This window comes from Herbaspirillum sp. UBA812, from assembly GCF_002296545.1.
In the GTDB taxonomy this organism is placed as follows: domain Bacteria; phylum Pseudomonadota; class Gammaproteobacteria; order Burkholderiales; family Burkholderiaceae_D; genus Herbaspirillum; species Herbaspirillum huttiense.
Genome location: NZ_DBIC01000272.1, coordinates 1 through 22569, shown reverse-complemented (window position 1 = coordinate 22569; position 22569 = coordinate 1). Strand labels below are relative to the sequence as shown.

Below are 22569 nucleotides of genomic sequence, written 5' to 3'. Positions count from 1 at the left end.
GAATACGCCGGTGTCGGTGGCCGCGTGCACCAGGGCCATCCCATCGAAGCGGCCACCGATGTCTCGATGATGACCCGTGCCGGCGTCGAGCGCATCATGCGTTTCGCTTTCAAGCTGGCGCAGTCGCGTCCGCGCAAGTTGTTGACAGTGGTCACCAAGAGCAATGCCCAGCGCCACGCGATGGTGATGTGGGACGAGATCGCAGTGCAGATTGCCAAGGAATTCCCGGACGTGAAGTGGGACAAGGAACTGGTCGACGCCGCTACCGCGCGCATGGTCAACCGTCCCGCCACGCTGGACACCATCGTGGCCACCAACCTGCATGCCGACATCCTCTCCGACCTGGCCGCTGCGCTGGCGGGCAGCCTGGGCATTGCGCCCACCGGCAACATCGATCCGGAGCGCCGCTATCCGTCCATGTTCGAACCCATCCACGGGTCGGCCTTCGACATCATGGGCAAAGGCCTGGCCAATCCGGTCGGTACCTTCTGGTCGGTGGTGATGCTGCTGGAACACCTGGGCGAGCACGATGCAGCGGCGCAGGTGATGCAGGCCATTGAAGCGGTCACGGCCGATCCGGCGTTGCATACCGGTGACCTGGGCGGCAAGGCGACCACGGTGCAAGTGACCGAGGCGGTTTGCAGTTTCGTGGCCAAGGCGGCGCGGGGGCAGCAAGAGGCTTGAGTGATGGGTCTTGAATGAGGAAGGCCGGCTTGATGCCGGCCTTCTTGGTTGAGGCGCTGAGCGCAGCGGCGTGCTGTCAGCGCGGTGAGAGTTTCGCCATGATGGTAGCCATCGCCACCGCCAGCATCGCAATCCCCGCCGCCAGATAGCCCACCTGACCCGCGCCCCACGACGACAGCGCCGCGCCACCCACCGCAGCACCGAGCGCGATCCCGCCATTGGCGGCCGACACATTGAGCGTACCGGCCAGCGCCTGCGCGCCCGAAGCAGCCTTCATCACGCGGATCTGGCAGATCGGATAGAGCGCCGTATTGGCGATGCCCCATACCGCCAGTGCCAGCGCAAAGGCCCAGCCCGCCTGGCTCAACAGCATGCTGCCCGCCATGCCCAGCGCGAGGATGGCGCAGAAGAGGGCGGTAGTGGCGAGCGGCTTCTGATCCACCCATAGCCCGCCGAGCCAATTGCCGACCAGGCCGACCGCGCCAAAGCCCATCAACCACCAGCCCACGTGGGCGGGGGCGATGCCGGCGGACTTTTCCAGCATCTCGGCCAGATAGGTATAGCCCGTGAACATGGCCGTGAAGACCAGCACCGACAGGGCCACATTGGCCAGGAAGAAGGGGCTCTTCAGGATGCGTGCCTGCGCCGCCATGCCACCGCTGGGGGCGCTGTGCACGCGCGGCACCACAGCCGCAATCAACACTGCCACCAGCAGCGACAGCAGCGCCAGCAGGCCGAAGGCGGCACGCCAGCCGACGGCCTCCGACACCAGCGTGCCCAGCGGAATGCCGAACAGCATGGCCGCCGAGATGCCCAGATAGACCGTCGACACTGCGCGTCCGCTTTTTTGCGGTCCGGCGATCTGTGCCGCCGTCTCGCTGGCCGTGCCCCAGAACACCGGCAGTGCCAGCGCCGGCACCAGGCGCGCGACGGCCAGGATCCAGATGTTCCAGGCCAGTGCGGCCAGTGCATTCGAAAGCGCGAAGATCACCAGGATGATGATGAAGAGGCGCTTGCGTTCCAGATGCGCCAGGCTGGCCGTGAGCAGCGGACCGCACAGCATCACCACCACGGCAAAGAGCGTGACCAGCTGGCCGGCACTGGCCACGCTGATGCGCAGATCGCGCGCCAGTGCGGGTAGCAGGCCAACGATCAGGAATTCAGTGGTCACGATGACGAAAGCGGCCACCGCGAGAATGGCGATCGAGGCACTGCCGCCATGCGTGTCTTGCGCTGGCTGAGTGCGGGTGCGCGCGGTGGCGCTGGGGGCAACTGGCATCTGAGGGACTCCGTCCGGAAATTGACCCGAGATGGTAAGGGAGAATAAATATCCACTGTTGGATATAAAATCGTCGCTTATCTGGAAAAAAATTCCATCTGCGGGAGTGCAAAATGTCGCCACTGGAAAGGCTGAAAGGTCTCGAGACCTTTGTCGCCGTCGTCGAAGCCGGGAGCTTCACGGCGGCAGCGGAGCGCCTGCATCTCACCAATTCAGCGGTGGGCAAGGCCGTGGCGCGGCTGGAGGAGCGGTTGAAGCGCCCGCTGTTGCAGCGGGGCCGGCGGCGCGTTGAGTTGACCGATGCGGGTGATGCGTTTTATCAGGTCTGCGTGCGCGTGCTGGATGAGTTGAAGAGCGCCGAGGACATGCTGGCCTCGGATGAGATTGCGCCCTCGGGACGCCTGCGCGTGGACATGCCGGCCACCTTTGGCCGCCTGCGCGGCATGGATTCGCTGCTGGCCTTTGCGGAGAAACATCCGCAGGTCACGCCGCAGGTGTCCTTCACGGATCGCTTCGTCGATCTGGTGGAAGAGGGGCTCGATGTGGTGGTACGCATCGGGGGCGGCGACGTCTGGCCGGCCACGCTGGGTTATACCTGCCTCGGACATGAAGAACTGGTTTTCTGCGCTGCGCCGTCCTATCTTGCCCGCCGTGGCGAGCCGCGCACACTGCAGGAATTGCAGGCACATGATGCGGTGCTGTATGCGCGTGCGGATGGCAGCAGCAGTCCGTGGCTCATCAAGGACGGCGATCAGCCGGTGGTACGGCAGCATGCGGAAGGACGCATCATTCTTGGGCAGGCCGAGGCGCAGGTGGCGGCGGTGCAGGCGGGATTGGGCATTGCGCAGCTGGCAACCTGGGTGGTGGAGCAGGCCTTGCGCGAGGGCAGCCTGGTGGCTATCCTGCCTGCGCATGTGACGCAGGGTTTGCCTCTGCATATCGTCTGGCAGCGCAGCCGTGAACATTCGGCCAAGGTGCGGGCGGTGGTGGGGCATTTTGAGAGGACGCTGGGGATAGGCGCGACGGTGGCGGGCTAACTGTGCTTCAATGTCGTTCTCTGCGGTTGAGGAAACATTTTCTGTTTGATATGGGGTCTCTCATTGATCGATCAGCCGGAGCATCATGACCACCGCGCATCTTTCTCATTTCATCGCATCCATTGAACACAGTGCGCTTGCGCCGTGGGCTAGCCTTGCTCCCTGGCAGCTGACTGCGCAAAGCGAGGCCATCCTCCGCCAGATGCTGCCGACGCTCGAGGCATCGCAGTTCAGAATCGAGGGCGAGGTGGCCATACACCGCACGGCGGTGATTGAAAAGGGCGTGACGCTGAAGGGACCGCTGATCGTCGGGCCCAACGTGTTCGTCGGGGCGCATGCCTACTTTCGTGGCGGATGCTGGATCGCTGAGGGATGCAGTATCGGACCGGGTTGCGAACTGAAATCATCCTTCCTGTTTGCACAAGCACGGCTGGCGCATTTCAATTTTGTCGGGGACACCATCGTCGGCCGGGATGTCAATCTGGAAGCAGGCAGCATCGTCTGCAATCATCGCAACGAGCGTGATGACAAGACGGTGCGGGTCCGCATCGACGGCAAGCTGGTCAGCACGGGCGTCAACAAATTCGGTGCCGTACTTGGCGATGGCTGCCGAGTAGGTGCCAATGCGGTGATCGCGCCCGGGGCCTTGCTTGCACCCGGGACCATCATTGCACGGACAGGGTTGCGGGATGATGAGTTGGATGCGGCCCGGCTCGCACCGGCTCTCGATCCTGTCGCCATGAGGAACGCATGACGCTCCATCTGCATTTTCTCGATGCGCGTGCAAGCCTGACGCCCTTGCGCGCATGGATAAGCGATGCATTGCTGCAGACGCATGCCAAGGCTGCGCAGCTGTTGCCCTTGCAGCCGCTGGATGTGGTCATACAGGCCGGACAGCAGGTGGTGCCGGAGAAGGGGCTGCTGGGATATGCCCCGCGCCCCGGGCTCATCCACCTCACCATCGATCCCGGTCATCCCGCGCTGCTGGCCAATGCACAGTCTTCGCTGGAACGCATGTTCGCCCACGAATTGCATCATGCCGCGCGCTGGGATGGTCCCGGATACGGGGCGACACTGGGCGAGGCGCTGGTGTCGGAGGGACTGGCGGGGCACTTCGCGCAAGAGCTCCTGGGCGGGGATCCGGAGCCCTGGGAAACGCTGGATATCCTGAGCATGAGCGAGACCATCGCGCTGGCGCTGCAGATGTGGAGTCGCGACGATCATGATCACGGGGCCTGGTTCTTCGGGACGGGGGCGTTGCCGCGATGGGTGGGTTATTCGCTGGGTTATCAGATGGTGGGCAGGTATGTCAGGCAAGGCGAGAGGCGGACCGCTTCCGGCATGGTTGCGGTGGAGGCCGAGGCATTGCGCAACATGCTGGCGGAAATGCTCGCGCTTGCTCAAGGGCGGGATCGGTGAACCGGAATTGAATTGATATGAAGGAGCGCAAGCAAATTGCGCACGGTATCATTCTCCTTTTTCAAGTATGAACGAGGAGTCGTGATTTGAAACCACGTGCCAATCTGGCCATCGCAGTCATTGCGGTAGCCATCATGGTTGTCTTCGCTTACCGAAGCTTCACACGTCAGCCGGCAAAGATCTCGCCAACGCCCACTGCAGAAAGCTGTACGCCAGAAGCGATTCGAAAAGTCAGCGACGTTTTGGAACGATCGATCTTGTCATCACGTTGCGCCAAGAAAGAATAATCGGGGTGAATGCGGCTCCAGTAGGTGCAAACAGTCTTCTAATTTCAATATGGTCAAGCTCGGTGAGTTGGTAAGCGCCGGGAGTACCACGAATACGCCTCTCTCTTGCTATGCGCCGGCCAGAACAGCTAAATTTGATTTCATTGGATAGCAACTGGGTCCATCGCACGCCCTACCCACCGTTGGGCTTCATCCCTTTCTCTGACTACGCATTGGGAAACGGTGACACCTTCGGTCTGTATTGGCCGATTGGGCGCGAATCACTGGAACCCATCGTCGTTGAGACCTGGCACGATTCCTGGACGATACAACCGGTCGGTTCTTCTCTTGCTGCGTTTCTGCGCGTGGTTCAGTCCGCTACTGAGGAATACCCTGAGCCACCGACAGTACTGGAGGATCCCGACTCTCCCTTCGCCTGCTTCGTCGCTGCAAAAGAGGCGCAGCAGGTTGAGGGCGCCATCGTACTTCTGGAGCGCGCCACGACCATCTTGCCGGAATATACCGATGCCCTGTCTTTGCTGTGGGCCCAATACGTTCGAGCCGGTCGTATCGAGGATGCCATCGTGACCGCACTGCACGCGATCATTTCTCCTCCCAGTTTTGGTACGCGACCGTTGAAGGCCTTGCGCTGGCTTTGCGGGAGGGAGTCAATACCGCCCTTGTTGGCGGAGGATCCGGTCTGGCTTGCCAGAAAGGAGCTCACGCTCTCTTTCGGTGGAAAGAAGGAGAATGCAGATTTCCCCGTTCTGCTGAATGCCATTCAACGCTATCTGGATCAATCAGAATTCGTTCTTGCTTCGACCTTGATGCAGACCTACGCCGAGCTTATGTGGCGTGAAACCGTTTCATTCCGGGAGCGCTATGGATTTATTGCTGCTGAGTTCATTGCATGGCAGATTGAGGTTGGCGAAAAATATGCAATGGGATCACGGTCCGTTCAAATGCCAGAGTCGTAGCAGAGATAGACGAGTATCAAAATGCGTGACTGAATCACTGATTCTTGCGGTCATGATTATTATCCCGAGGGCGGAGAGATCTTCAGCGAGACCCTGCTGAAGCTGAGGCCATTGAGTTGGCGGCGCATGACGGTCAGGACGGTGCGGCCCCGTCGCCTGCTCAAGCGGATGTTCCGCCTTGGCTGGCCAGTGCCATCCTGATACCGTCAGCATAGGATGTCTTCCTGATCGGCCCGATCAATTGCTGAAGCGCCGAATCATCCATGATCACCGGCTGCGTCTGCAGATAGTGCATCTCCACCAGTTCGCGCATCATCGGATTGAACAATCCGATGATGCGCAGCATGGTCTTTCCCGCCACGCGCTTCTTCAGCTTGCGCCCGGTCTGCCTTTCCATTTCTTCCACCAGTGCCTGTTGCGACGTCACCCCGGCACCGGCCAGGTGCCAGATCCTGCCGAAGGCCGCAGGCGCGTTGATCAGCCTGGCCACGACCGGACCGACATCGGGCACGAAGACGAACTCGTGCGGACGATCCAGTGGCCCGATCATGTCTGCCGTGCCGCCCTGCGCCGCCGCCTTGATCGCACCGTGCAGGAAGCTGGCTTCGACGCCGGGGCCGTAGAAATCCGGCAGACGCAGCACCGCTGCGCGGATGCGTCCTGTGCTGTCGGCCTGCATCAGCAGGTCTTCCTGTGCCTTGCGCATGCGGCCCTTGAAGGTGTGCGGATTGCGCGGGTGGTCTTCCCGTAGCGGTGAGGTCTGCGGCAGACCGTAGGGATACACCGTGCCGATCAGCAGAACCTGCTTGACGCCAGCGCTGATCGCGCCGTCCAGCGTCTTGCGCATCAGTTCAGGATGCAGCTCGAACTGCGTGTAGTTGACGCCGACCAGATAGATCAGCGTGTCGATCCCCTGTGCAGCGGCTTCCACGGACGCCGGCGAGTCGGGGTTCCAGCTGACGATTTCGGCCAGCGGGTCGGCCCCGAAGGCCTTGCGCAAACTGGCTTCATTGCGGCCGACTACGCGATAGGGCAGCCCTTGCGCGCTGATGGCAGAGGCGATGCTTTGACCGATGGCACCGGCGGCACCGAAGAGGGCAATCCTGGACATGGGGTTCTCCCGAAAGAGGTTGTGAGTACGAACATGCTCAGTATGCGAAATTGCGGTATAAATGAAAATTGCATAAATTAGCCTAGCTTCTATACATAAATGAATACCCTGGCCGACATCGAACCGAACTGGGAGTGGTACCGCAGTTTTCTCAAGGTGCTGGAGACGGGATCGCTGTCAGCGGCCGGGCGCGAGATGGGGCTCACGCAGCCGACGGTGGGCCGTCACATCGAACAGCTGGAGTCGGCGCTGGGGCTGAAACTGTTCGTGCGCTCCTTTGATGGCTTTTCGCCTACGGATGCGGCCCTGGAACTGAAGCCGTATGCGGCCGGTATCGCGGCCACCTCGGCAGCGCTGCGCCGGGTCGCCAGCAGCCACGGCAGGGAAGTGCGCGGCACGGTCAGGCTGACCGCCAGTGAAGTCATCAGCGTGGAAGTGCTGCCCCCGATCCTTGCCGAACTCAAGCATCGGCATCCGGGGCTGTGCATCGAGCTGGTCATGTCCAACAGGGCTGATGACTTGTTGCAGCGGGAGGCGGACATTGCCGTGCGCATGTTCAAGCCGGTCCAGGATGCGCTGATCGCCAAGCGGCTGGGCAGCATCGAAGTGGGACTGCATGCGCACCAGCGTTACCTGGCGGCACATGGGGTACCGCACTCGATTGATGCACTGGCGGGCCATGCGCTGATTGGTTTCGATCAGGAGAGCGCCTTTGTCCGCAAGGTACTGGAGCAATTCCCCTGGCTCGCGCGCGCCGGCCTGGCATTCCGGGCCGACAGTGATCTGGCGCAACTGGCGGCGATTCGCGCGGGCTTCGGCATCGGGATTTGCCAGGTGGGGCTGGCGGACAGGGATGACGCACTCGTGCATCTGCTGCCGAGGAAATTCTCTCTCAAGATGGAAACCTGGATTGCCATGCATGAGGACTTGCGGGCGAGTCCGCGTTGTGCCGTGACCTTTGCTGCGTTGGTGGCGGGATTGGGGGCTTATATACGGGGGTGAAGCGCTGGGATGCAATCGAGGATGTCCTCTCCCCAATTTTCGCCCGGAGTGTCAGTTCGAAAATAACGAGACATCAAGAGGGAAGCGTGGCGAAATATCGATTGAGCATTTTTGCGGACTATTTTCAGTTCATCGTCCAGGATGAAGATTCGAATGATGATTTCGGTGAGCTTTGGCGCGATGCACCCGTTGGCATGATGGTCGCCGCGGGCGAAACAGCACTGTCTTTCGGAACCCTGAGAAATGTTGATGTGCAGGTTGAGCTCCATGTTGTCGATGAGCCTCCCGAGATCCAGTCGGACCAATTCGACCACGTGGTAGAAGGTGCATTCGCCTCTCCCACCGGAAAAATCGTCGTGCTCGGCTGCACCGAGTACTTTCCGGATGCCTCTCGACTGGAGATAGCGCCCGGGTCTTATGGTTTCATGTACCTGATCAGCGGGGTGCACACGATTAAAAATGAATGGGAGCCCGCCGACGACTTGTATTCGGTCTACATCTGGCCAGCGGCAAAGCGTGAACTGCGCCCTGTGAAGCTGTGGATGCCGATACGAGCGAATGCCACCTCCTGAACGGGGTCGTCCAGGAACAGGCAGGACCAGTTTGAAAGAGACGGTAGATCAACCATGTTCATCAATCGCAAGGGACTGAAAATCTCTGTTTTAATGGCGCTCATGTTGCTGCTGGCTGGATGTGGCCCGTCAGATGAGCGCTTGGTCGGTCCCTACCTGTTGGCCCATATCGACAGCCAGAAGGATATGTACCTGTGTTACGAGCTGCCCGAAGGAAACTGCGTCGGGAGAATTCAGAAAACGGTATTCGCAGTGGGTTGGGATGAACGCTATATCGTCGCGAAACGGCATCCAGACAACGATAGAAAAATCGTGCAGTACTTTTTCCTGGAGATGGAAAAAGACAGCGTTACAGGGCCCATGACGGAGGAGAGTTTCCATCAGCATGCCCGTTTGCTGGGATTGCCAGCCTTCAGTAAAACGATCAGGCAATTGGAGTAGCCGCTCTGATTTCTGCAAGATGCAGACTCGGCATTTCGCTGGTCTTCGGTCAATTTGAATTTGCTTCAACAGGATGTGTTTCAGCAGGCAGTATTATCCGTTCATGTTCCTTTATCCATCAGTTTGATATGGCCACACTTATCTGGCAGGCACCTATGCGCTACTTCTCTCCTGGGGACGAGGCGGCATTTTTCACGTGGCTGCAATCTATCCCCGGGGTAGTGTCGGTGAAAGGTTATGGTAGGAAGTTGCATATGCGCCTGCGTTCCAAAAGGATCTCCGCTTCAAGTCTTCAGGAGCTGCTGGCTCTTTATCTGCGTTATCAGGGCGAACTGAGTGAGCTTGCTCAGTTCGCCAATCAATCGAATTCTTCCTGGTTCGCTGATGCCAATGCCCCATGGCATTCGCAAGTGTTTGGTTCAACATGAAGATGCCCTGCGGACGCAGGTGTGATAATTATCACCCATGACTTTGTGTCGCCATGACGTTCGTGAAGGCCAGATGATGCGCATTGGGATAACGCTATCCGCTTTCCTTACGATGATTCCCGCAGTGAATGGCTACACGCAACCCGCAGTCGGCTAGCACCAGACCTGCCATGTATCCAAACCATGAACGCAAACACAGACATTCTTGATTTCATCGATGGCTCTGAGCAACTAGTTGTTGAACTAGGGGAATGGCCATCTTTTCACGATGATGAAGTCGTTGCAGTTCTTCTTCAGCGGGAAGCTGATATCGGGGCCGAAGGGGGCTCATCACTCCGCCTCAGCATTCATGTCCGACGACATGAGCAAATTGGACTGGGAACTGCGCAGTATCACTTGAGGCTGCACAAGAACCTTCTTGTTCATCTTGTCTTCAAGGAGCTACAGGATCTCGTCATGTCTGACTTCAACGGCCAGAACGTCATTCATTCTCTGGATATCGCTGTGGACGCGATGTCGGATACCTTGGAAGCGAGCGTAAGCATCGAATCCTCCTGGGGCTTGAAAGGAACATTCCGATGCAAATCGGTTCAGGTGGAATCGCTGGAGAAACTGCCTGTCCCTGATACCCGGTGAACTCTTGTCCGCATCTGGCCAGGAACAGTCAAAGAACATCAACCCAGTCAGGAATTTCTGCAGACCTTGGAATCGACTCGAATGAAACCCAGACACTTCACGGCACGTGCATGTTTGCCGGCTAGCGGCGTCCAATCAAATTCCGATATTTCATCACTTGCCTCGGACACCCATGGCGAGCTCGTCGTCACTGTCGCTTGTTCAATGGATGGGGATATTGTCCGTGGTCTCAGAATAGTCTTTCCACCGCCGGTAGCGGGTTTTCGCTTTCTGGATGGAACGCACTTGTACCGCTATGTTCATTCCGAAGGATTTCCCTTCGGTACTCATCTCATCGAGGTGACTGATGGCGGGTGGCTGTCGGAAGAAAGCAGGCTCCAAGGCTTGGAGCTTGATGGTCGGGAATGGATGGTGGTAACAGGTAACGGCTGCCTGAGTGTTTTCAGTTCTGAAGAGCCGCAATGTTCAGAGATCGGCTGGGCGGTTGAGGGAGTGTGATCGTTTTCACCGGAAGAAGCAGCTTGTCACTTTTAAAAATTTGCCATGACGTATGCATGGTCATTTCCTGGTATCGCTGCAATCGATAATAAAATTCGTTGGAAGTAGCCGAGATACAACTGATGCCGTCGACCTGTTCTATTGGAAAATCATGATGAAACCGTTTCATTTGCTTCTATGCTCGCTATTGGCAGGCGCATCGCTCACGGGCTTTCCTGCGGTAGCGCAGACATCAATTGCTGAACAACAGGATGCCCGGGTGATCGAGAGCCTGCAGCGTAACGGCGCAGATTTGACCAAGACGCACGACATCGACTTCTTTCTTGTCTTCGGCCAGGAGAGCGATGCAGTGGCGGCAGCTGACAACCTTCGCGCTCGCGGTTACGAGATTGCCAGTATTGGAAAGGTCCCCAAGCGAACCCTGTGGGAGGTGCATGCGAAGCGAAAAATGGCGCCGGAGATCGGTGCAATGCAAGCGATAACGCGCGACCTTTCAGCCTTGGCCGCCAGCCATCATGGTTACTACGATGGCTGGGGAACCGTCGGGATCAAATAGCCGAAGTCCGCAAGCGGCCAGGAGCGCAGCGGATTGACAACCCGTACCTCATTCAAATGATTTCATGAAGAATCCATCCTTGGCGTCCGGATCTGCGCTAGCCATATTGACTATCGGCCTTGCAATATTGATGCTGCTGGACTACTTGGAATGGGAAACCATGTTGATAATGGTGCTTCCTCTGTTCTGTGCAGCAGTAGCAGCTGTGCTTTTCTGGCGCAAGCTTTCACGTCCTTGGATCTATTTTGTCTCTACCATTGTGGCAAGTTACGCTTGCTACTTCGTCCTGGACTCATCTCTCGGAATTTTCTCCCTACCTGAACCGCGGGATGGACAGCATTACCGGATAGTTGGAGAGCCTGGTGTGCTTGTCCTTGGCACCTTCAGCATCTGGCCGTTCTGCCTATTTTTAATGGTGGTCATTTTCCTGGCCTATCTGATTTTCCGTGTCTTCTACAGAAGGGCGGTTCAGAAATGATTGCCATAATCGACGGCCGGGAATACCGCGTTTCTGGCGAGAATACCGGCAAAGTCTGCAATCGGTGGCCAGCCAGAACATTGAGCGGCTGGCTGGCGTGCAGGCCGATGAAGAGAACCCGATGACAAACTTGGACAGACCATGAGCTACGATCTCTTTTTCACTTTCCCGCAGCCCACACAGCGAAGTGCCGTGGAGGAATATTTTCGCCGCCGTCCGCACTACCAGCTCAATGGGTCGGCCGTTTACCAGAGCCAGGACACGGGGGTGTACTTCCTGTTCGAATTTCAGGAGAGTGATGACGACCCGAATCAGCTGATGGGTGCGTCACTGAACCTCAACTACTTCCGCCCACACATCTTCGGCCTGGAGGCCGAGCCTGAGGTCCGCGCGTTCGTGGAGCACTTTCAGCCCGACGTGGAAGACCCGCAAACGCACGGCATGGACCGGGGGCCGTACACCCGGGAAGGGTTCCTCGCCGGGTGGAATGCCGGCAATGAGTTCGGCTACAAGGCAATCACATCACAGCACAAGGGGCCGTTTCTGGCCTGTCCTGAAGCGAAGATCGAGGCGGCCTGGCGATGGAATCGCGCGAAGACGGCATTGCAAGAGGAGTTCGGTGAGGTGCTGTTCGTGCCCACAATCATTTTTGCGACCATTGATGGCCACTTGCACTCGGCAATAGTGTGGGGGGATGGTATTCCAACGCTCATGCCGCAGACGGACGCAGTGATTGTGGTCAGGGACGACCTCGCTCCCAAGCCCCTGTTTCGTCCACGAACAAAGGACACTTGCGTTGTGGCACCGGACAAACTGGCGGACCTGTTCGGGCCATTTGTTGAGAAGGGCTATGCGCTACCGGTCCGCGTACCTGCGTACGAGAGGCCCACACGCGATATAGGCAAGTTCTTCCGGGGACTGCGCGCTTTCACGGGTCAGCTGAAGATCGTGTCGGTTGGCGATGTATTGAGTGAGGAACTGCTTGGCAAGTGTGGCTGACCCTCGCGAATAAGCAATGTCCAAGCGCCAAGAGTGTCACCCGACGTTCAAAATGATGAGCTGGATATCATGCGTCCATCGATACCAGGCAGCTACCGCGACTATATTCAAGAAAATGGTTTGTTCGAGGGATTCACTCTCGATGATGCGCACCCAGGCTACGTTCAAAAATACGACATCTGTACGGTGACACTTCCAGGAGGTATGTTGAGCGAAAAACTTTATACGTTGTGGCCTGCCGAAAGTGCCCCGGGTGTTATTGCCGCACATTTCGAGCAATGGCGCTCGGCGACTCAGGGGCTAAATAGAGCAGTACTCAAGGATCATTGGCGCGAGCTCAATCTATATCTGGAACCGGCAAGTGATGTGCGGGCGTTCACGGCGCTTTGCGTTTACTGTAGAGGTTTCATCGCAGTCGACGGCAGTGCCAAGAAGGCCATCCTTACTGAACTGCTGTCAGATCTGGAATTTTTGCCCGTCCTAATTGATGGCGTTCAATGGGAATTAATGAATTGCATCGGTTGTGTTTCGAATTATTCGCCAGATTCAGTGGTACATCGCTTCGGTGTTGGGGAGATTTTTGCGATAGAGCACTTGGTAATTGAGCGGGCACATCTCTCTGCGGATATTTTCACCTTGGGAGATTCCAACCGTGCAACAGTTTTTGTTACCGAGAAGTTCAAGAGGCAATGTGAGCGCTATTTATTAGGGGTGGCATTCAAAGAGATTGGGGTGGTGGTTTGAACATGTGTGTCGGCTAACGGGCAGGAGCGCCGCCAAAGACGGATAGCAATATTGATAAGAAGAATCGAAGAATAAATATCGTGCCCATCGATCAAAATACGCTCGCTCAGTTAACAAAGGCATTTCCCTCACATTTGAGGGAATATGCGGCATTGTTTGCGGAAAGAACTCGCCCAATAACTTTCTCAAGTGGACCTTTAATCGAAGTAAAGATCGAGGGAGAAAATCTCGAACTTCCTGTCCGGATTTATCAGCAATTCGACGAGCGAGTGTTCAAGAGTCTTCCCGTGGAAGCAGGCACATTGTACACATGCATACTAACGCGGCACCACGATGGTTATATTCGACAGCGTCAGCTGGCAAATCTTTTCAATCAGAGCCAACCGTGGATCGTTCCGTTTGTAATCTGGTTGGCAAGTGAATATGTCATCGAAATTCTCTACGACATGGAAAAGAATGTTGATCACTTCGATGCTGGAATGTACGCCCAAATATTGAGAGAAAACCCGGCGTTCTATGCAAAGGCAAAAGCTAGAATGATTAGCTACTGGGATTGCTACTATCGGCGGACCTTTAAATATAAGAACGACTACGTTGGGTTCCGATTGTTTTCTCGCTGGGATAGGCTTGTCGAGGAGTCTAAAAAGATAGTCGAATGATTGCATCCGGGCAGGAACAGACGAGTCCAGTAGCAAAGAAACGGCAGATTGACCATGTCAAAATATTCCAAGAGATTCAAAATTCAATTTTCCTTGGCCATCTTTTTGACTGTCGTGGCCTTTATCCTGCACTTTATAAATTTCTATTTTGGCGTAAATCAGTTTTTGGTCGCGCTGGAAATCGGTGCAATTATCATCGGCGTCATCAATGGCTTTTGCTATCTGCTTTTTGGATGGATGCGATCGAAGTGAGCCTTTTGAAAGCGCTTGAAATATCTGAAGAGAAAAATGCCATTCCTGAGGTCTGCTACTGGCCAGCAGTGAGCGTCGAACAAGCAGATTAACGTTCGTTTCAGAGCGATCAAACAAGCAAGAGCAAGATGCCCATGACCTCATTGTCACGAAAACTATTCATCAAGCTGGGAGCTGGTGCATTTCTTGTCGTTGTCCTGCTGGCCTTGGTAGTAGGGGCGATGCTTTATTACACGGCGTTCAGAATCGAAGAAACGCCAACTTGCATGAACTTCAGGGCGTCAGTGCCCGCCCGCATGGCGGGCAAAATTCGAACCGATCTTCAAGATGTCATCGGGCCCGACTTGAAAATCAGGATCAAGGATGAGACGGCGATCAGATGGGAATCTGACAGGGCGACAGTAAGCTACTATTCGGGACGAGAGGGTGAGGACCATTCGATATTCGTTTGCTCTAACAATCACGATGCCAAGCTTTGGCAGGATATTGCTGTCAAGGTTGAAAAGGTTCTGGAAAGGGATTCAGCCATGTTTAGCGTTTGGCTCCAGATGAATGACCGCGACTTCAGATGCAATCCAAACTGCATCACCGATGTGCCTCTACCTATTGATTTTGAAAGACTGAATCGCACTTTGCTGAATCTCAATGCGCGGTAGCCAAGTCGTTGACGATACAGATGTGCCGCGTACCATGTCAGCAATCTGCCAGGAGTAGAAGAGGTAATCCAGGATGACCTATTCCAAGAAAATTGTTCTTCTATCCCGATCCGGCTATGTTCCTGAGCGAGATGAGGATTTCCTTCGCCAGCTTTGTAGTGATGGTGTCAGGCTCTTTTGCGTCTTGGGGGCTGATGTCGACAAATGGGAGGAGGCGTTGGACTGGATAGGCTTGGATCAAGGGTCAGCTGAGCCTCATTTCATTACGACTACTTCTCATATCGATGAGTCCCTTGCTGAGGTAATCGAATTCGCACAGTTGTTTGATACGGGAGAGAAGGCCGACGTTCAGGTATTGGAGCGTTAGGGCTGCATCCGGGTAGAAACAGCCATTTCGAAGAGATATATAAATGATGCTGATATACATTCATCTCGCTGTGGCACTCCTGGCGATCTTGACCGCACTCATCGCACCGTGGCGATATCTCTGGAAACACGAGACCTTGCTTCTTTCAGACATCGTATTGCCTTTTGCACCGGCGTTATTCGTGGTGTTCGGGCTGGCGTTTTTGAATGAAGCTGCCCAAGTAGGGTGGGGCGTGATTCTGTATCCGGCCATTGCCATATTGCCGGGAGCCGTCCTTCTCAATGTCAGGGCTTTTCTCTTGACCAGACTGCGTGTTTCACCGGAAAAGATATCTCCAGCTTTGCTGGCCGCTGTTTCGGTGGCAGCGTTTCTCTTTGGCGCACTGGTTTCACCATGGTACGAATGACTACTCAGTGCGAATGGAACTTCAAAAATGAGTTTTGCCGGGCGGCTCTCGCTTTGCGCGTTACAAACCGGGCATCTCTATCAGAAGAGAAACAGCTCTTGGAATGATTGTCTGCTTCCAGCCAATAACCGACATAATGAGCGAAATCAATTTATAGGACTCCAGAAAGTGTCAGTTTCCATCTATTACTCCGCCCGCAGAAAAAAGCCATTAAGTCCCTCGGAGATCAAGGAAATAGAATTGATCTGTGCAAGATATTCAGTTGATTCCCAAATAGAAAAATTCCTGTCGACAGGTGTTGGCCTTAACTGGGAATCCTTTCAGTTCGAACTCAACGGTCAGCGACCAGGCATGTTCAAAAGCGCTATCGTCTTTTCTGGTAGCACCAAGCTTCCGGACAATTCAGGCGAAGCGACATGGATAGGTGTGCAGCACTGGTGCGGCTGTCTCTCCGAACTGCGTCGCCTGTTAAATTCATGCGACTGGTCTGCCTCTGTTGAAGATCATGATCTGCACTGGGACAGTCTGACATTGGCCTATGATCCACAAAAGTAGCGAATAGCTCGGTCCGCAATCGGCCACTATCATATCTTCCCGTAGATTGAATATGCTCGACAAAGCCATTGTACGTTCCATCATCGATATGTTCATCTTTCTGGAATTCTCTGAAGATTCGCAGATCGATGAAGATGTTGCCGTTTCTCAGATGGAAGCCCTTGCTGCTCAACTTCACGGCGCGCCGGAAGCCACCAGGATGGACCTGGTTGAAATGATCACGGAGCTGGCCCCGCAATATGGAGAGCGCTCGGATTTTGTTCGGGCACTGCCTCGGACAATCGGCCTTGAATGATGGAAGTCCTCTTGCTGGCGGGCGCGAAGAAGACAATCTCTTGTCCGGGAAATTGAATGTTGAACCAGATCTCCTTCCGCGATTTGCATGATGCGCTGTTGGCGCATGATGGCGAAAGCGTCTATGCCGAGCTTCTATTGCCTTGGCTCAGGACAAGTGGAGACCAGCAAACGTGGTTGCGCTCCCTGGGTCACCGCGAAGGTGCGCCTGTTCCTTTGGTGAGCTTGGAGGAGTCGTGGGAGCTTTATGCGCTGAGCCGTGTATTGGATCTTCTGATTCTGGGTTTCCAGAAGCCGGGGCCAGACGCGGGCTGGGAAGGTCCGCAGATTTCCATGGATGAATTTCTGGAGTTCATCAAGGTTCTGGGCCTGAGATCGCTGACGCCTGCTTCCTTTTCGCCGTTCCATCATGAGATCGTCGATGCACGTTTATCGGACAAGGCTTCTCCTGTCCCTGAAATCATCTCCTCCCGATGGCCGTGCGTGATGCTCGGCAATCTGCTTGTCCTGCGCGGCGGAATTGAATTGGAAGCAAACGCCAAGGTTCTTGATCCTGATCTGGCGCGCAGCACGACTCTGTATTGGGCCTATCGCCGAAAAGGGAGGCCTCACCGTGATCTGTCCCACGGCTGGGGAAGCAACTCGCAATGGAGAACGGCTTTTCGGCGAGACTATGCCATCGGTAACATGCAGTACTTCAACGTCGATGGCAAATACGATCTGCACGCGAAAGGATCTGAATTGAAGGAGGTCCTGGAAGCCTGTCCGGAGCTGACCCTCGACGAGCGAATCGAGCTCCTGACGAATCGTTGCTTCATCAGGTGCGTCAAGCCGCATGATGACCTGTTGCCGTACGATGATCGATTTCAGAAAATAGTCATCTAGAAACCGTTTCGGCCAGAGGAGGACTTGATTGATACCACTCCGAGTGGAGGCTCTGGTCGGCGTCAATGTTTCCGAACAGGCCGACAGGTTCGCTGCGGCAGGTTTGAATAGCCATCGCGATACGGAGCAGTGGCCACTTATGTCCTGAATGCCCGCCATTGCAGTAGGCAGACATCACCAACACATGATTGAAAATGAACAGCAACCGAAAATCAATGGAGACCTCCAGCAAATTCCTGAGCCTGGTACTCCGCCACAAGCCCGAAGAGATCTGCCTTCAACTGGATCCCGCCGGCTGGGCAGACGTAGATGAACTGATTCGATTGGCCAACGCTCACGCCAATGGCCTGAGCTTCGACCGCCCCTTGGTCGAAGCCATCGTTGCGAGCAGCGACAAGAAACGTTTTGCACTGAGCCCCGATGGCCAACGGATTCGCGCCAATCAAGGCCATTCCGTCGAGATTGCGCTTGGACTGCCACCCAGCGTGCCGCCGGACGTGCTGTATCACGGTACGGCGACGCGCTTTCTGGAATCCATCTACGCCAGCGGACTGCATGCAGGATCCCGGCAGCATGTGCATCTGTCCGCCAGTCCTGAGATGGCAAGGCAAGTCGGCAGCCGGCATGGCAAGCCGGTCGTGCTTGTGGTCGATGCAAGGAAAATGGCCGCAGCGGGAAGCGTGTTCCATATCGCCGATAACGGTGTCTGGCTGACCGATTCCGTGCTTGCCATTTACCTGAGCGAGCTGGTCGAGAACGCTCACGCCGGCATGGAAAACGAATCCGGCGTGAAGTGAGAATTACGTTGTTCAACGGGACGGTGGTGGATCACGACGCCGCCACCACCGCCTCCAGCTCCTTCCCCCTCGTCTCCGGCAAGATCAGGCAAGCCACGATCACCAGCCCATAACACCCCGCCGCAATCCACCCGATGGTCTGCCCCAGCGGCAGGCTGTTGCTGAGATACCCGACCAGCGCAGGACAGATCGCCCCGACCGCACGCCCGAAGTTGTAGCAGAATCCTTGTCCCGAACCGCGCACATCGCTGGGAAACAGTTCAGACAGATAAGCCCCCATCCCCGAGAAAATCCCCGACAGGAAAAATCCCAGCACAAAGCCCAGCGCCAGCATCCACGCATCGGTAATGATCAGCTGCGTATAGCTCAGCACCAGCACGATCCCCATGGCCGCAAACAGCATGAAACAGCGGCGGCGGCCGATGGTGTCCGACAGCCAGGCCGAGGTCAGGTAGCCACAGAAAGACCCGCCGATCAACACCAGCAGATAGGTACTGGTGCCCAGCACCGACAGGTGGCGTTCGGTCTTCAGGAAGGTGGGCAGCCAGGTGGTCACCGAGTAATACGCACCCTGCATGCCAGTGGCCAGGAGGCTGGCCAGCAGCGTCGTGCGCAGCAGGTCACGATGGAAAATGCGCAGGAAGTTGCCGCGCTGGCCGCTCTCGCGCAGCCGGGCCTGGGTCGCCAGGAAGACCTCCGGTTCGCTGATGGCGCGGCGGATGTAGAGCGTCAGCAGGGCCGGCAGCACGCCGATCCAGAACAGCACTTTCCACGCCGTCTCCGGCGGCAGCACCGCGTAGACGCCCCAGAACGCCAGCGCTGAAGCCGCCCAGCCCACCGCCCAGCTGCTCTGCACCAGGCCCGAGGCCTTGCCGCGATGGCGGGCCGAGATGGTCTCGGCGATCAGCACCGAGCCGACGGCCCATTCGCCACCCATGCCGAAGCCTTGCATCGCACGGGTAAAGAACAGCTCGCCGAATGACGTCGTGAAGCCCGAGAGGAAAGTGAAGAGCGCAAACCACAGCACCGTCCATTGCAGCACGCGCACCCGCCCGTAGCGGTCGGCCAGCACGCCTGCTGCCCAGCCGCCGATGGCCGAGGTCAGCAGGGCACCGGTCGCGATGTAGCCGGCTTCGGCCTTGCTCATGCTCCACGCGGCCAGCAGCGTGGGGATGAGGAAGGTGTAGATCATGTAATCAAAACCATCCACCGCATAGCCGGTGAAGGTCGCCGTGAGCGTGCGTCGCTCGGATGTCGTTGTCTCTTGCAGCCACATGTTGATCCCCGTAATGAATGTGTAAATCACTGACGTGCGGCATCGCTGGTCGCGTGCAGGCAGCATGCGGCCATCGATGAAAAAACGGTAGAGCGGCAGCAGGCGCTAGGCCTGTGCGTCGAGCAGCAGTTCGCTGTTGAGCTTGTCAGTCACCAGCATGTAGCCGGGTGCATGAGTGATGCAGAATTCGGGCCGGGCGGCGACGATGGCGGCTTGCGGCGTGACGCCGCAGGCCCAGAACACCGGCAGCTCATCGGCGTGGATGTCCACCGCTTCGCCATAGTCGGGCTGTTGGATATCGGCAATGCCGATCAGGGCCGGGTCGCCGATGTGAATGGGTGCGCCATGCACCTGCGGCGTGCGTGCGGTGATCTGGATGGCGCGGATGGCATCGGCGGCCTTGAGCGGCCGCATCGACACCACCGTCGGTCCCTGGAACACGCCCACCGGCTGCGTCGGAATATTGGTGCGGTACATGGCCACGTTGCGGCCTTCGCTGACATGGCGCAGCGGAATGCCGGCGGCCAGCAGCGCATGTTCGAAAGAGAAGGAACAGCCCAGCGCGAACGTGACCAGATCGTCGCGCCACACCGCGCGCAGGTCGTTCACTTCTGCCACGCGTTCACCGTAGCGCCACAGGTGATAGCGCGGCACATCGCTGCGTACGTCCAGGTCCAGGCCCAGCGCGGGCAGGGCGGGCGAGCCCGGCTTGGAGACGGCCAGCAAGGGACAGGGAATGGGATTGCGTTCGCAGAAGGCGAGAAAATCATCGGCCAGCGCCGCCGGCAGGATCGCCAGGTTGACCTGCACGTGGGCGCTGGCTACCCCGCTGGTGTGGCCGGTGAATGCGCCGCTGCGGGCAGCCAGCCGCACGTCTAGCGCGCTGGAGGAAGCCGACAGCGCAGGGGCTGTTGCGGGATGAATCGGTACGGCGGGCGAGGCGGTGGCAGTCTCTGGCATGGCGGTCTCCTTCTTGGAATGGAGCCGATGTTAGGAGCGTGCCGGGACAGCGTCCAACAAAAAATTTATATCTTTTGTTATCGATTTTTTCGATGAGGACAACGGAAATTTCACTGTAGCGATTTCCGTGCCAGTGGCTCATTTTTCTGTGGCGCGGCCTTTGCCTGGGGTGCGGCGTGCATGCTCCAATGCCGAATCGAGCACCAGTTCGGCCAGGCTGGAACTGGGATCTTCGCGATAGCTGGCGTGGATCTGCAAGGGCGGGAGCGTGGCCTCGCAACGCAGGATGCGCAAGGGAAGACGGCGCGTGAGTTCGCGCACCGAGGCGCGCGGCAGGGTGGCCACACCGAAGCCGCCTTCCACCAGCTGCACCATGGCGGAGATGGAAGAGATGGCATGCACGCGCGGTTCGATCACGCCCCATTCCTGGCACAGCTGCAGCAATCCCTGGTGCGGCTGCGAGCCACGCTGGAAGGTGATGAGGTCGTGTGCGGCCAGTTCGCCCAGGGTGTGGGAACGCGTGCCGAAGCGATCGCGATGGCCCACGAAGACCATTTCCATGGGCGTCATCAGGCGCGAGCGCACCGCCGTGTCGCTGCCCACGGTGGAGGTGAAGACCAGGTCCTGGGCACCGCGCCGGATCTGCTCGGTCAGTACCGGCGAGGTTTCCACGGTGAGTTCCAGCGCGAAATCGGGATAGCGGCTGCGGATTTCCTGCAGCCAGGCCGGCAGCCAGCTGTGCACCACCGATTCGATGCTGCCGATGCGCAGCAGCAGCGGGCCGGCGCTGTTGCCGCCGAGCTCCTGGCGGATCTGGCGCTGCATGTCGAGCAGCTTCACCGCCAGGCGCTGGAAGCGCTGGCCGGCCACGGTGAGGCGAAACTGTTTCTCGCGGCGGTCCAGCAGCACCACGCCCAGTTCCTCTTCCAGCGAGGCGATGCGGCTGGACATGGTCGATTGCGTGATGTGGAGCTTTTCGGCGGCGCGGGTGATGCTCTTGAGCGAGGCGGCCCAGTGGAAGGCCTCGACGAAACGCAGGTTCATGGGTGCTCGGCGGTGGGGTGGGCAGGCCCTAGGCTACCAGATGCGCGCGCCTGCCGGCTAGCGTTGTGCGATCACGTCCAGCGAACGCAACACCCGCGGATGCAGGAAGCGGCTGCGGGTGGCCTCGTCGGTGAGCACATGCATCATGGCCCCGACGAAATCGCTCACGCAGCCATGGATGGGCGCGTTCTTGCGCGTGACGTAGCAGGTGATGCTGGCCGGCAGCCGCTCCTTGAGCGTGAGCGCTTCCAGCGGGTAGTGCTGGCGGCTGGCTTCGATCACCGGCCAGGGGACCACGGTGAGCAGGTCGCTGTTGCAGATCAGTTCCATCATGTGTAGGGAACGGTACTGATGCACTTGGCCGCCGCCAGGCAGCGCACCGTCGCCATAGTGTGTCTGGAAGAAATCGCGCAGGGGCGGTTGGTACTGGCCGATCTCGTGGCTGACCAACCATGATTGTCCGGCCAGTTGCTCCAGATGGCGGGCCTGCTGCAGCGGATGGCCACGGCGGCAGGCGATCGCGTGTTCGTAGGAAAACAGCGGCCGCGCCGCCAGTTCAGCGCTGCCCTCATCGGGCGGTGCCAGGCCGATGGCCAGGTCCATGCTGCCCTCGCGCAGGGCAGCATAGTCGGAACCGAAGACATCGGACAGGCGCAGGCTCACATCCGGCCGCAGTTCGGCAAAGCGCAGCAGCGTGGGGGTGAGCAGGGTCATCGAAATCCACGGCGTGACACCGACGGTGAAACGGATGCGATTGCTGGCCCGCGCAGCGCCCAGTTCCTGCATGGCCTGTTCGACTTCACACTGGATCAGCCGGGCTCGAGTGAGCAGCTTGCGGCCCGCAGCCGTGAGTTGCAGCCCCTGTGCCTGGCGTTCCAGCAAGCGGGTGCCGGCGGTATTCTCCAACTCCTGCAAGCCCTTGCTGACAGCGGCGGCGGTCACGTTGAGGGTCTGTGCAGCCGAACGCAGGCCGCCATGCTCGGCGATGGCGATCAGATATTGCAGTTGCTGCAGCTTCAGTTCGGGCGGACGCGCCATGGGTTCGCTCCTCGAGGGGCCTCATGAAGGGGTGCGGCGAGGATAAACGCTGCACCGTATTCGCGCATCTGTTTTTCGATTCAACCGGATCTATTCATGTCAACGAGCCGTTGACGCGACGCCGCCGCGCAATGGCTGCACACTTGCCGCACCAGGAGGGGCTGGGTGTTGCGGGCAGAAGTGTAAATGATTTACGCAGCTCCCGGGGCTGTCCCGCCCGGCCTGTTCCGTCTGCCGGAGCCGCACTGGTATG

At 57.8% G+C, this 22569-nt stretch carries 31 protein-coding genes; 25 read left to right on the top strand and 6 right to left on the bottom strand.

What is annotated here, in order from left to right; genetic code table 11:
• The coding region (locus B3873_RS18890) for an isocitrate/isopropylmalate family dehydrogenase (RefSeq protein ID WP_286868152.1) at positions 1 to 684 on the top strand (684 nt) is incomplete at its 5' end.
• 76 nt (positions 685 to 760) lie between these two features.
• Here B3873_RS18890 and B3873_RS18885 read toward each other — a convergent pair.
• Positions 761 to 1963 carry an MFS transporter gene (locus tag B3873_RS18885; RefSeq protein ID WP_286868149.1) on the bottom strand — a complete coding sequence of 401 codons (1203 nt, stop codon included), beginning with the start codon at positions 1961 to 1963 and terminating at the stop codon, positions 761 to 763.
• 113 nt (positions 1964 to 2076) lie between these two features.
• Here B3873_RS18885 and B3873_RS18880 point away from each other — a divergent pair, with 113 nt between their 5' ends.
• From B3873_RS18880 to B3873_RS18860, 5 genes are all read left to right on the top strand, one after another.
• A complete protein-coding gene (locus B3873_RS18880) occupies positions 2077 to 3000 on the top strand; it encodes a LysR family transcriptional regulator (protein ID WP_286868147.1) in 924 nt (307 codons plus the stop codon).
• 85 nt (positions 3001 to 3085) lie between these two features.
• Entirely contained in the window at positions 3086 to 3754 is a 669-nt protein-coding gene (locus B3873_RS18875; RefSeq protein ID WP_286868145.1) for an LpxA family transferase, read from the top strand.
• Positions 3751 to 4419, top strand: coding sequence for a DUF2268 domain-containing putative Zn-dependent protease (locus B3873_RS18870; RefSeq protein ID WP_286868143.1), 669 nt, complete (start codon positions 3751 to 3753; stop codon positions 4417 to 4419). The genes B3873_RS18875 and B3873_RS18870 overlap by 4 nt, the downstream gene beginning before the upstream one ends.
• Positions 4420 to 4505: 86 nt before the next feature.
• Positions 4506 to 4706 (top strand): entry exclusion lipoprotein TrbK, encoded by a 201-nt coding sequence (gene trbK, locus B3873_RS18865; protein WP_286868142.1) that lies wholly within the window; start codon positions 4506 to 4508, stop codon positions 4704 to 4706.
• A gap of 134 nt (positions 4707 to 4840) precedes the next feature.
• Complete coding sequence (locus B3873_RS18860) at positions 4841 to 5662, top strand: tetratricopeptide repeat protein (RefSeq protein ID WP_286868140.1); 822 nt, start codon at positions 4841 to 4843, stop codon at positions 5660 to 5662.
• 160 nt (positions 5663 to 5822) lie between these two features.
• Here the strand turns inward: B3873_RS18860 and B3873_RS18855 are convergent, their stop codons facing one another.
• Positions 5823 to 6773 carry an NAD-dependent epimerase/dehydratase family protein gene (locus B3873_RS18855; RefSeq protein WP_286868139.1) on the bottom strand — a complete coding sequence of 317 codons (951 nt, stop codon included), beginning with the start codon at positions 6771 to 6773 and terminating at the stop codon, positions 5823 to 5825.
• 108 nt (positions 6774 to 6881) lie between these two features.
• On the opposite strand from B3873_RS18855, the gene B3873_RS18850 reads away from it, so the two are divergent.
• The 19 genes from B3873_RS18850 (at position 6882) to B3873_RS18760 (ending at position 17998) form a co-directional block, all read left to right on the top strand.
• Positions 6882 to 7775, top strand: a complete 894-nt coding sequence (locus tag B3873_RS18850; protein WP_286868154.1) for a LysR family transcriptional regulator — start codon at positions 6882 to 6884, stop codon at positions 7773 to 7775.
• Positions 7776 to 7861: 86 nt separating this feature from the next.
• A complete protein-coding gene (locus tag B3873_RS18845) occupies positions 7862 to 8347 on the top strand; it encodes a hypothetical protein (RefSeq protein ID WP_286868138.1) in 486 nt (161 codons plus the stop codon).
• Positions 8348 to 8401: 54 nt separating this feature from the next.
• Positions 8402 to 8788, top strand: a complete 387-nt coding sequence (locus tag B3873_RS18840; RefSeq protein ID WP_276842982.1) for a hypothetical protein — start codon at positions 8402 to 8404, stop codon at positions 8786 to 8788.
• Positions 8789 to 8916: 128 nt separating this feature from the next.
• Entirely contained in the window at positions 8917 to 9216 is a 300-nt protein-coding gene (locus tag B3873_RS18835; protein ID WP_286868136.1) for a hypothetical protein, read from the top strand.
• Between the two features lie 183 nt (positions 9217 to 9399).
• A complete protein-coding gene (locus B3873_RS18830) occupies positions 9400 to 9852 on the top strand; it encodes an Imm50 family immunity protein (RefSeq protein ID WP_039784614.1) in 453 nt (150 codons plus the stop codon).
• A gap of 81 nt (positions 9853 to 9933) precedes the next feature.
• Complete coding sequence (locus B3873_RS18825) at positions 9934 to 10350, top strand: hypothetical protein (RefSeq protein WP_286868135.1); 417 nt, start codon at positions 9934 to 9936, stop codon at positions 10348 to 10350.
• 151 nt (positions 10351 to 10501) lie between these two features.
• Complete coding sequence (locus B3873_RS18820) at positions 10502 to 10906, top strand: ribonuclease E inhibitor RraB (RefSeq protein ID WP_286868133.1); 405 nt, start codon at positions 10502 to 10504, stop codon at positions 10904 to 10906.
• Positions 10907 to 10970: 64 nt separating this feature from the next.
• The gene (locus B3873_RS18815) at positions 10971 to 11384 is read left to right on the top strand and encodes a hypothetical protein (RefSeq protein ID WP_286868131.1); all 414 of its coding nucleotides are present in this window, start codon (positions 10971 to 10973) and stop codon (positions 11382 to 11384) included.
• 141 nt (positions 11385 to 11525) lie between these two features.
• Complete coding sequence (locus tag B3873_RS18810) at positions 11526 to 12383, top strand: hypothetical protein (protein ID WP_286868129.1); 858 nt, start codon at positions 11526 to 11528, stop codon at positions 12381 to 12383.
• 69 nt (positions 12384 to 12452) lie between these two features.
• A complete protein-coding gene (locus tag B3873_RS18805) occupies positions 12453 to 13127 on the top strand; it encodes a hypothetical protein (protein WP_286868127.1) in 675 nt (224 codons plus the stop codon).
• Positions 13128 to 13207: 80 nt separating this feature from the next.
• Positions 13208 to 13786 carry a hypothetical protein gene (locus B3873_RS18800; RefSeq protein WP_286868124.1) on the top strand — a complete coding sequence of 193 codons (579 nt, stop codon included), beginning with the start codon at positions 13208 to 13210 and terminating at the stop codon, positions 13784 to 13786.
• Positions 13783 to 14130 (top strand): hypothetical protein, encoded by a 348-nt coding sequence (locus tag B3873_RS18795; RefSeq protein ID WP_286868121.1) that lies wholly within the window; start codon positions 13783 to 13785, stop codon positions 14128 to 14130. Before B3873_RS18800 ends, B3873_RS18795 begins: the two co-directional genes overlap by 4 nt.
• A gap of 42 nt (positions 14131 to 14172) precedes the next feature.
• Entirely contained in the window at positions 14173 to 14694 is a 522-nt protein-coding gene (locus B3873_RS18790; RefSeq protein WP_209534473.1) for a hypothetical protein, read from the top strand.
• Between the two features lie 73 nt (positions 14695 to 14767).
• Positions 14768 to 15061: a DUF7684 family protein gene (locus B3873_RS18785; RefSeq protein WP_209534472.1), complete on the top strand. Its 294-nt coding sequence runs from the start codon at positions 14768 to 14770 to the stop codon at positions 15059 to 15061.
• Between the two features lie 43 nt (positions 15062 to 15104).
• The gene (locus B3873_RS18780) at positions 15105 to 15467 is read left to right on the top strand and encodes a hypothetical protein (RefSeq protein WP_286868117.1); all 363 of its coding nucleotides are present in this window, start codon (positions 15105 to 15107) and stop codon (positions 15465 to 15467) included.
• A 27-nt stretch (positions 15468 to 15494) separates the two neighbouring features.
• Entirely contained in the window at positions 15495 to 16022 is a 528-nt protein-coding gene (locus B3873_RS18775) for a hypothetical protein (protein WP_198516441.1), read from the top strand.
• Between the two features lie 52 nt (positions 16023 to 16074).
• Positions 16075 to 16317, top strand: a complete 243-nt coding sequence (locus tag B3873_RS18770; RefSeq protein ID WP_286868115.1) for a hypothetical protein — start codon at positions 16075 to 16077, stop codon at positions 16315 to 16317.
• Between the two features lie 56 nt (positions 16318 to 16373).
• Positions 16374 to 17201: a hypothetical protein gene (locus tag B3873_RS18765; protein ID WP_286868113.1), complete on the top strand. Its 828-nt coding sequence runs from the start codon at positions 16374 to 16376 to the stop codon at positions 17199 to 17201.
• Between the two features lie 194 nt (positions 17202 to 17395).
• Entirely contained in the window at positions 17396 to 17998 is a 603-nt protein-coding gene (locus B3873_RS18760; protein WP_286868111.1) for an RNA 2'-phosphotransferase, read from the top strand.
• A 31-nt stretch (positions 17999 to 18029) separates the two neighbouring features.
• Here the strand turns inward: B3873_RS18760 and B3873_RS18755 are convergent, their stop codons facing one another.
• The 4 genes from B3873_RS18755 to B3873_RS18740 form a co-directional block, all read right to left on the bottom strand.
• Positions 18030 to 19274, bottom strand: a complete 1245-nt coding sequence (locus B3873_RS18755; protein ID WP_039784630.1) for an MFS transporter — start codon at positions 19272 to 19274, stop codon at positions 18030 to 18032.
• Positions 19275 to 19379: 105 nt separating this feature from the next.
• Complete coding sequence (locus B3873_RS18750) at positions 19380 to 20234, bottom strand: putative hydro-lyase (RefSeq protein WP_286868110.1); 855 nt, start codon at positions 20232 to 20234, stop codon at positions 19380 to 19382.
• 138 nt (positions 20235 to 20372) lie between these two features.
• Positions 20373 to 21278, bottom strand: a complete 906-nt coding sequence (locus tag B3873_RS18745; RefSeq protein ID WP_286868108.1) for a LysR family transcriptional regulator — start codon at positions 21276 to 21278, stop codon at positions 20373 to 20375.
• 57 nt (positions 21279 to 21335) lie between these two features.
• The gene (locus tag B3873_RS18740; RefSeq protein WP_209534466.1) at positions 21336 to 22316 is read right to left on the bottom strand and encodes a LysR family transcriptional regulator; all 981 of its coding nucleotides are present in this window, start codon (positions 22314 to 22316) and stop codon (positions 21336 to 21338) included.
• Between the last annotated feature and the right edge of the window lie 253 nt (positions 22317 to 22569).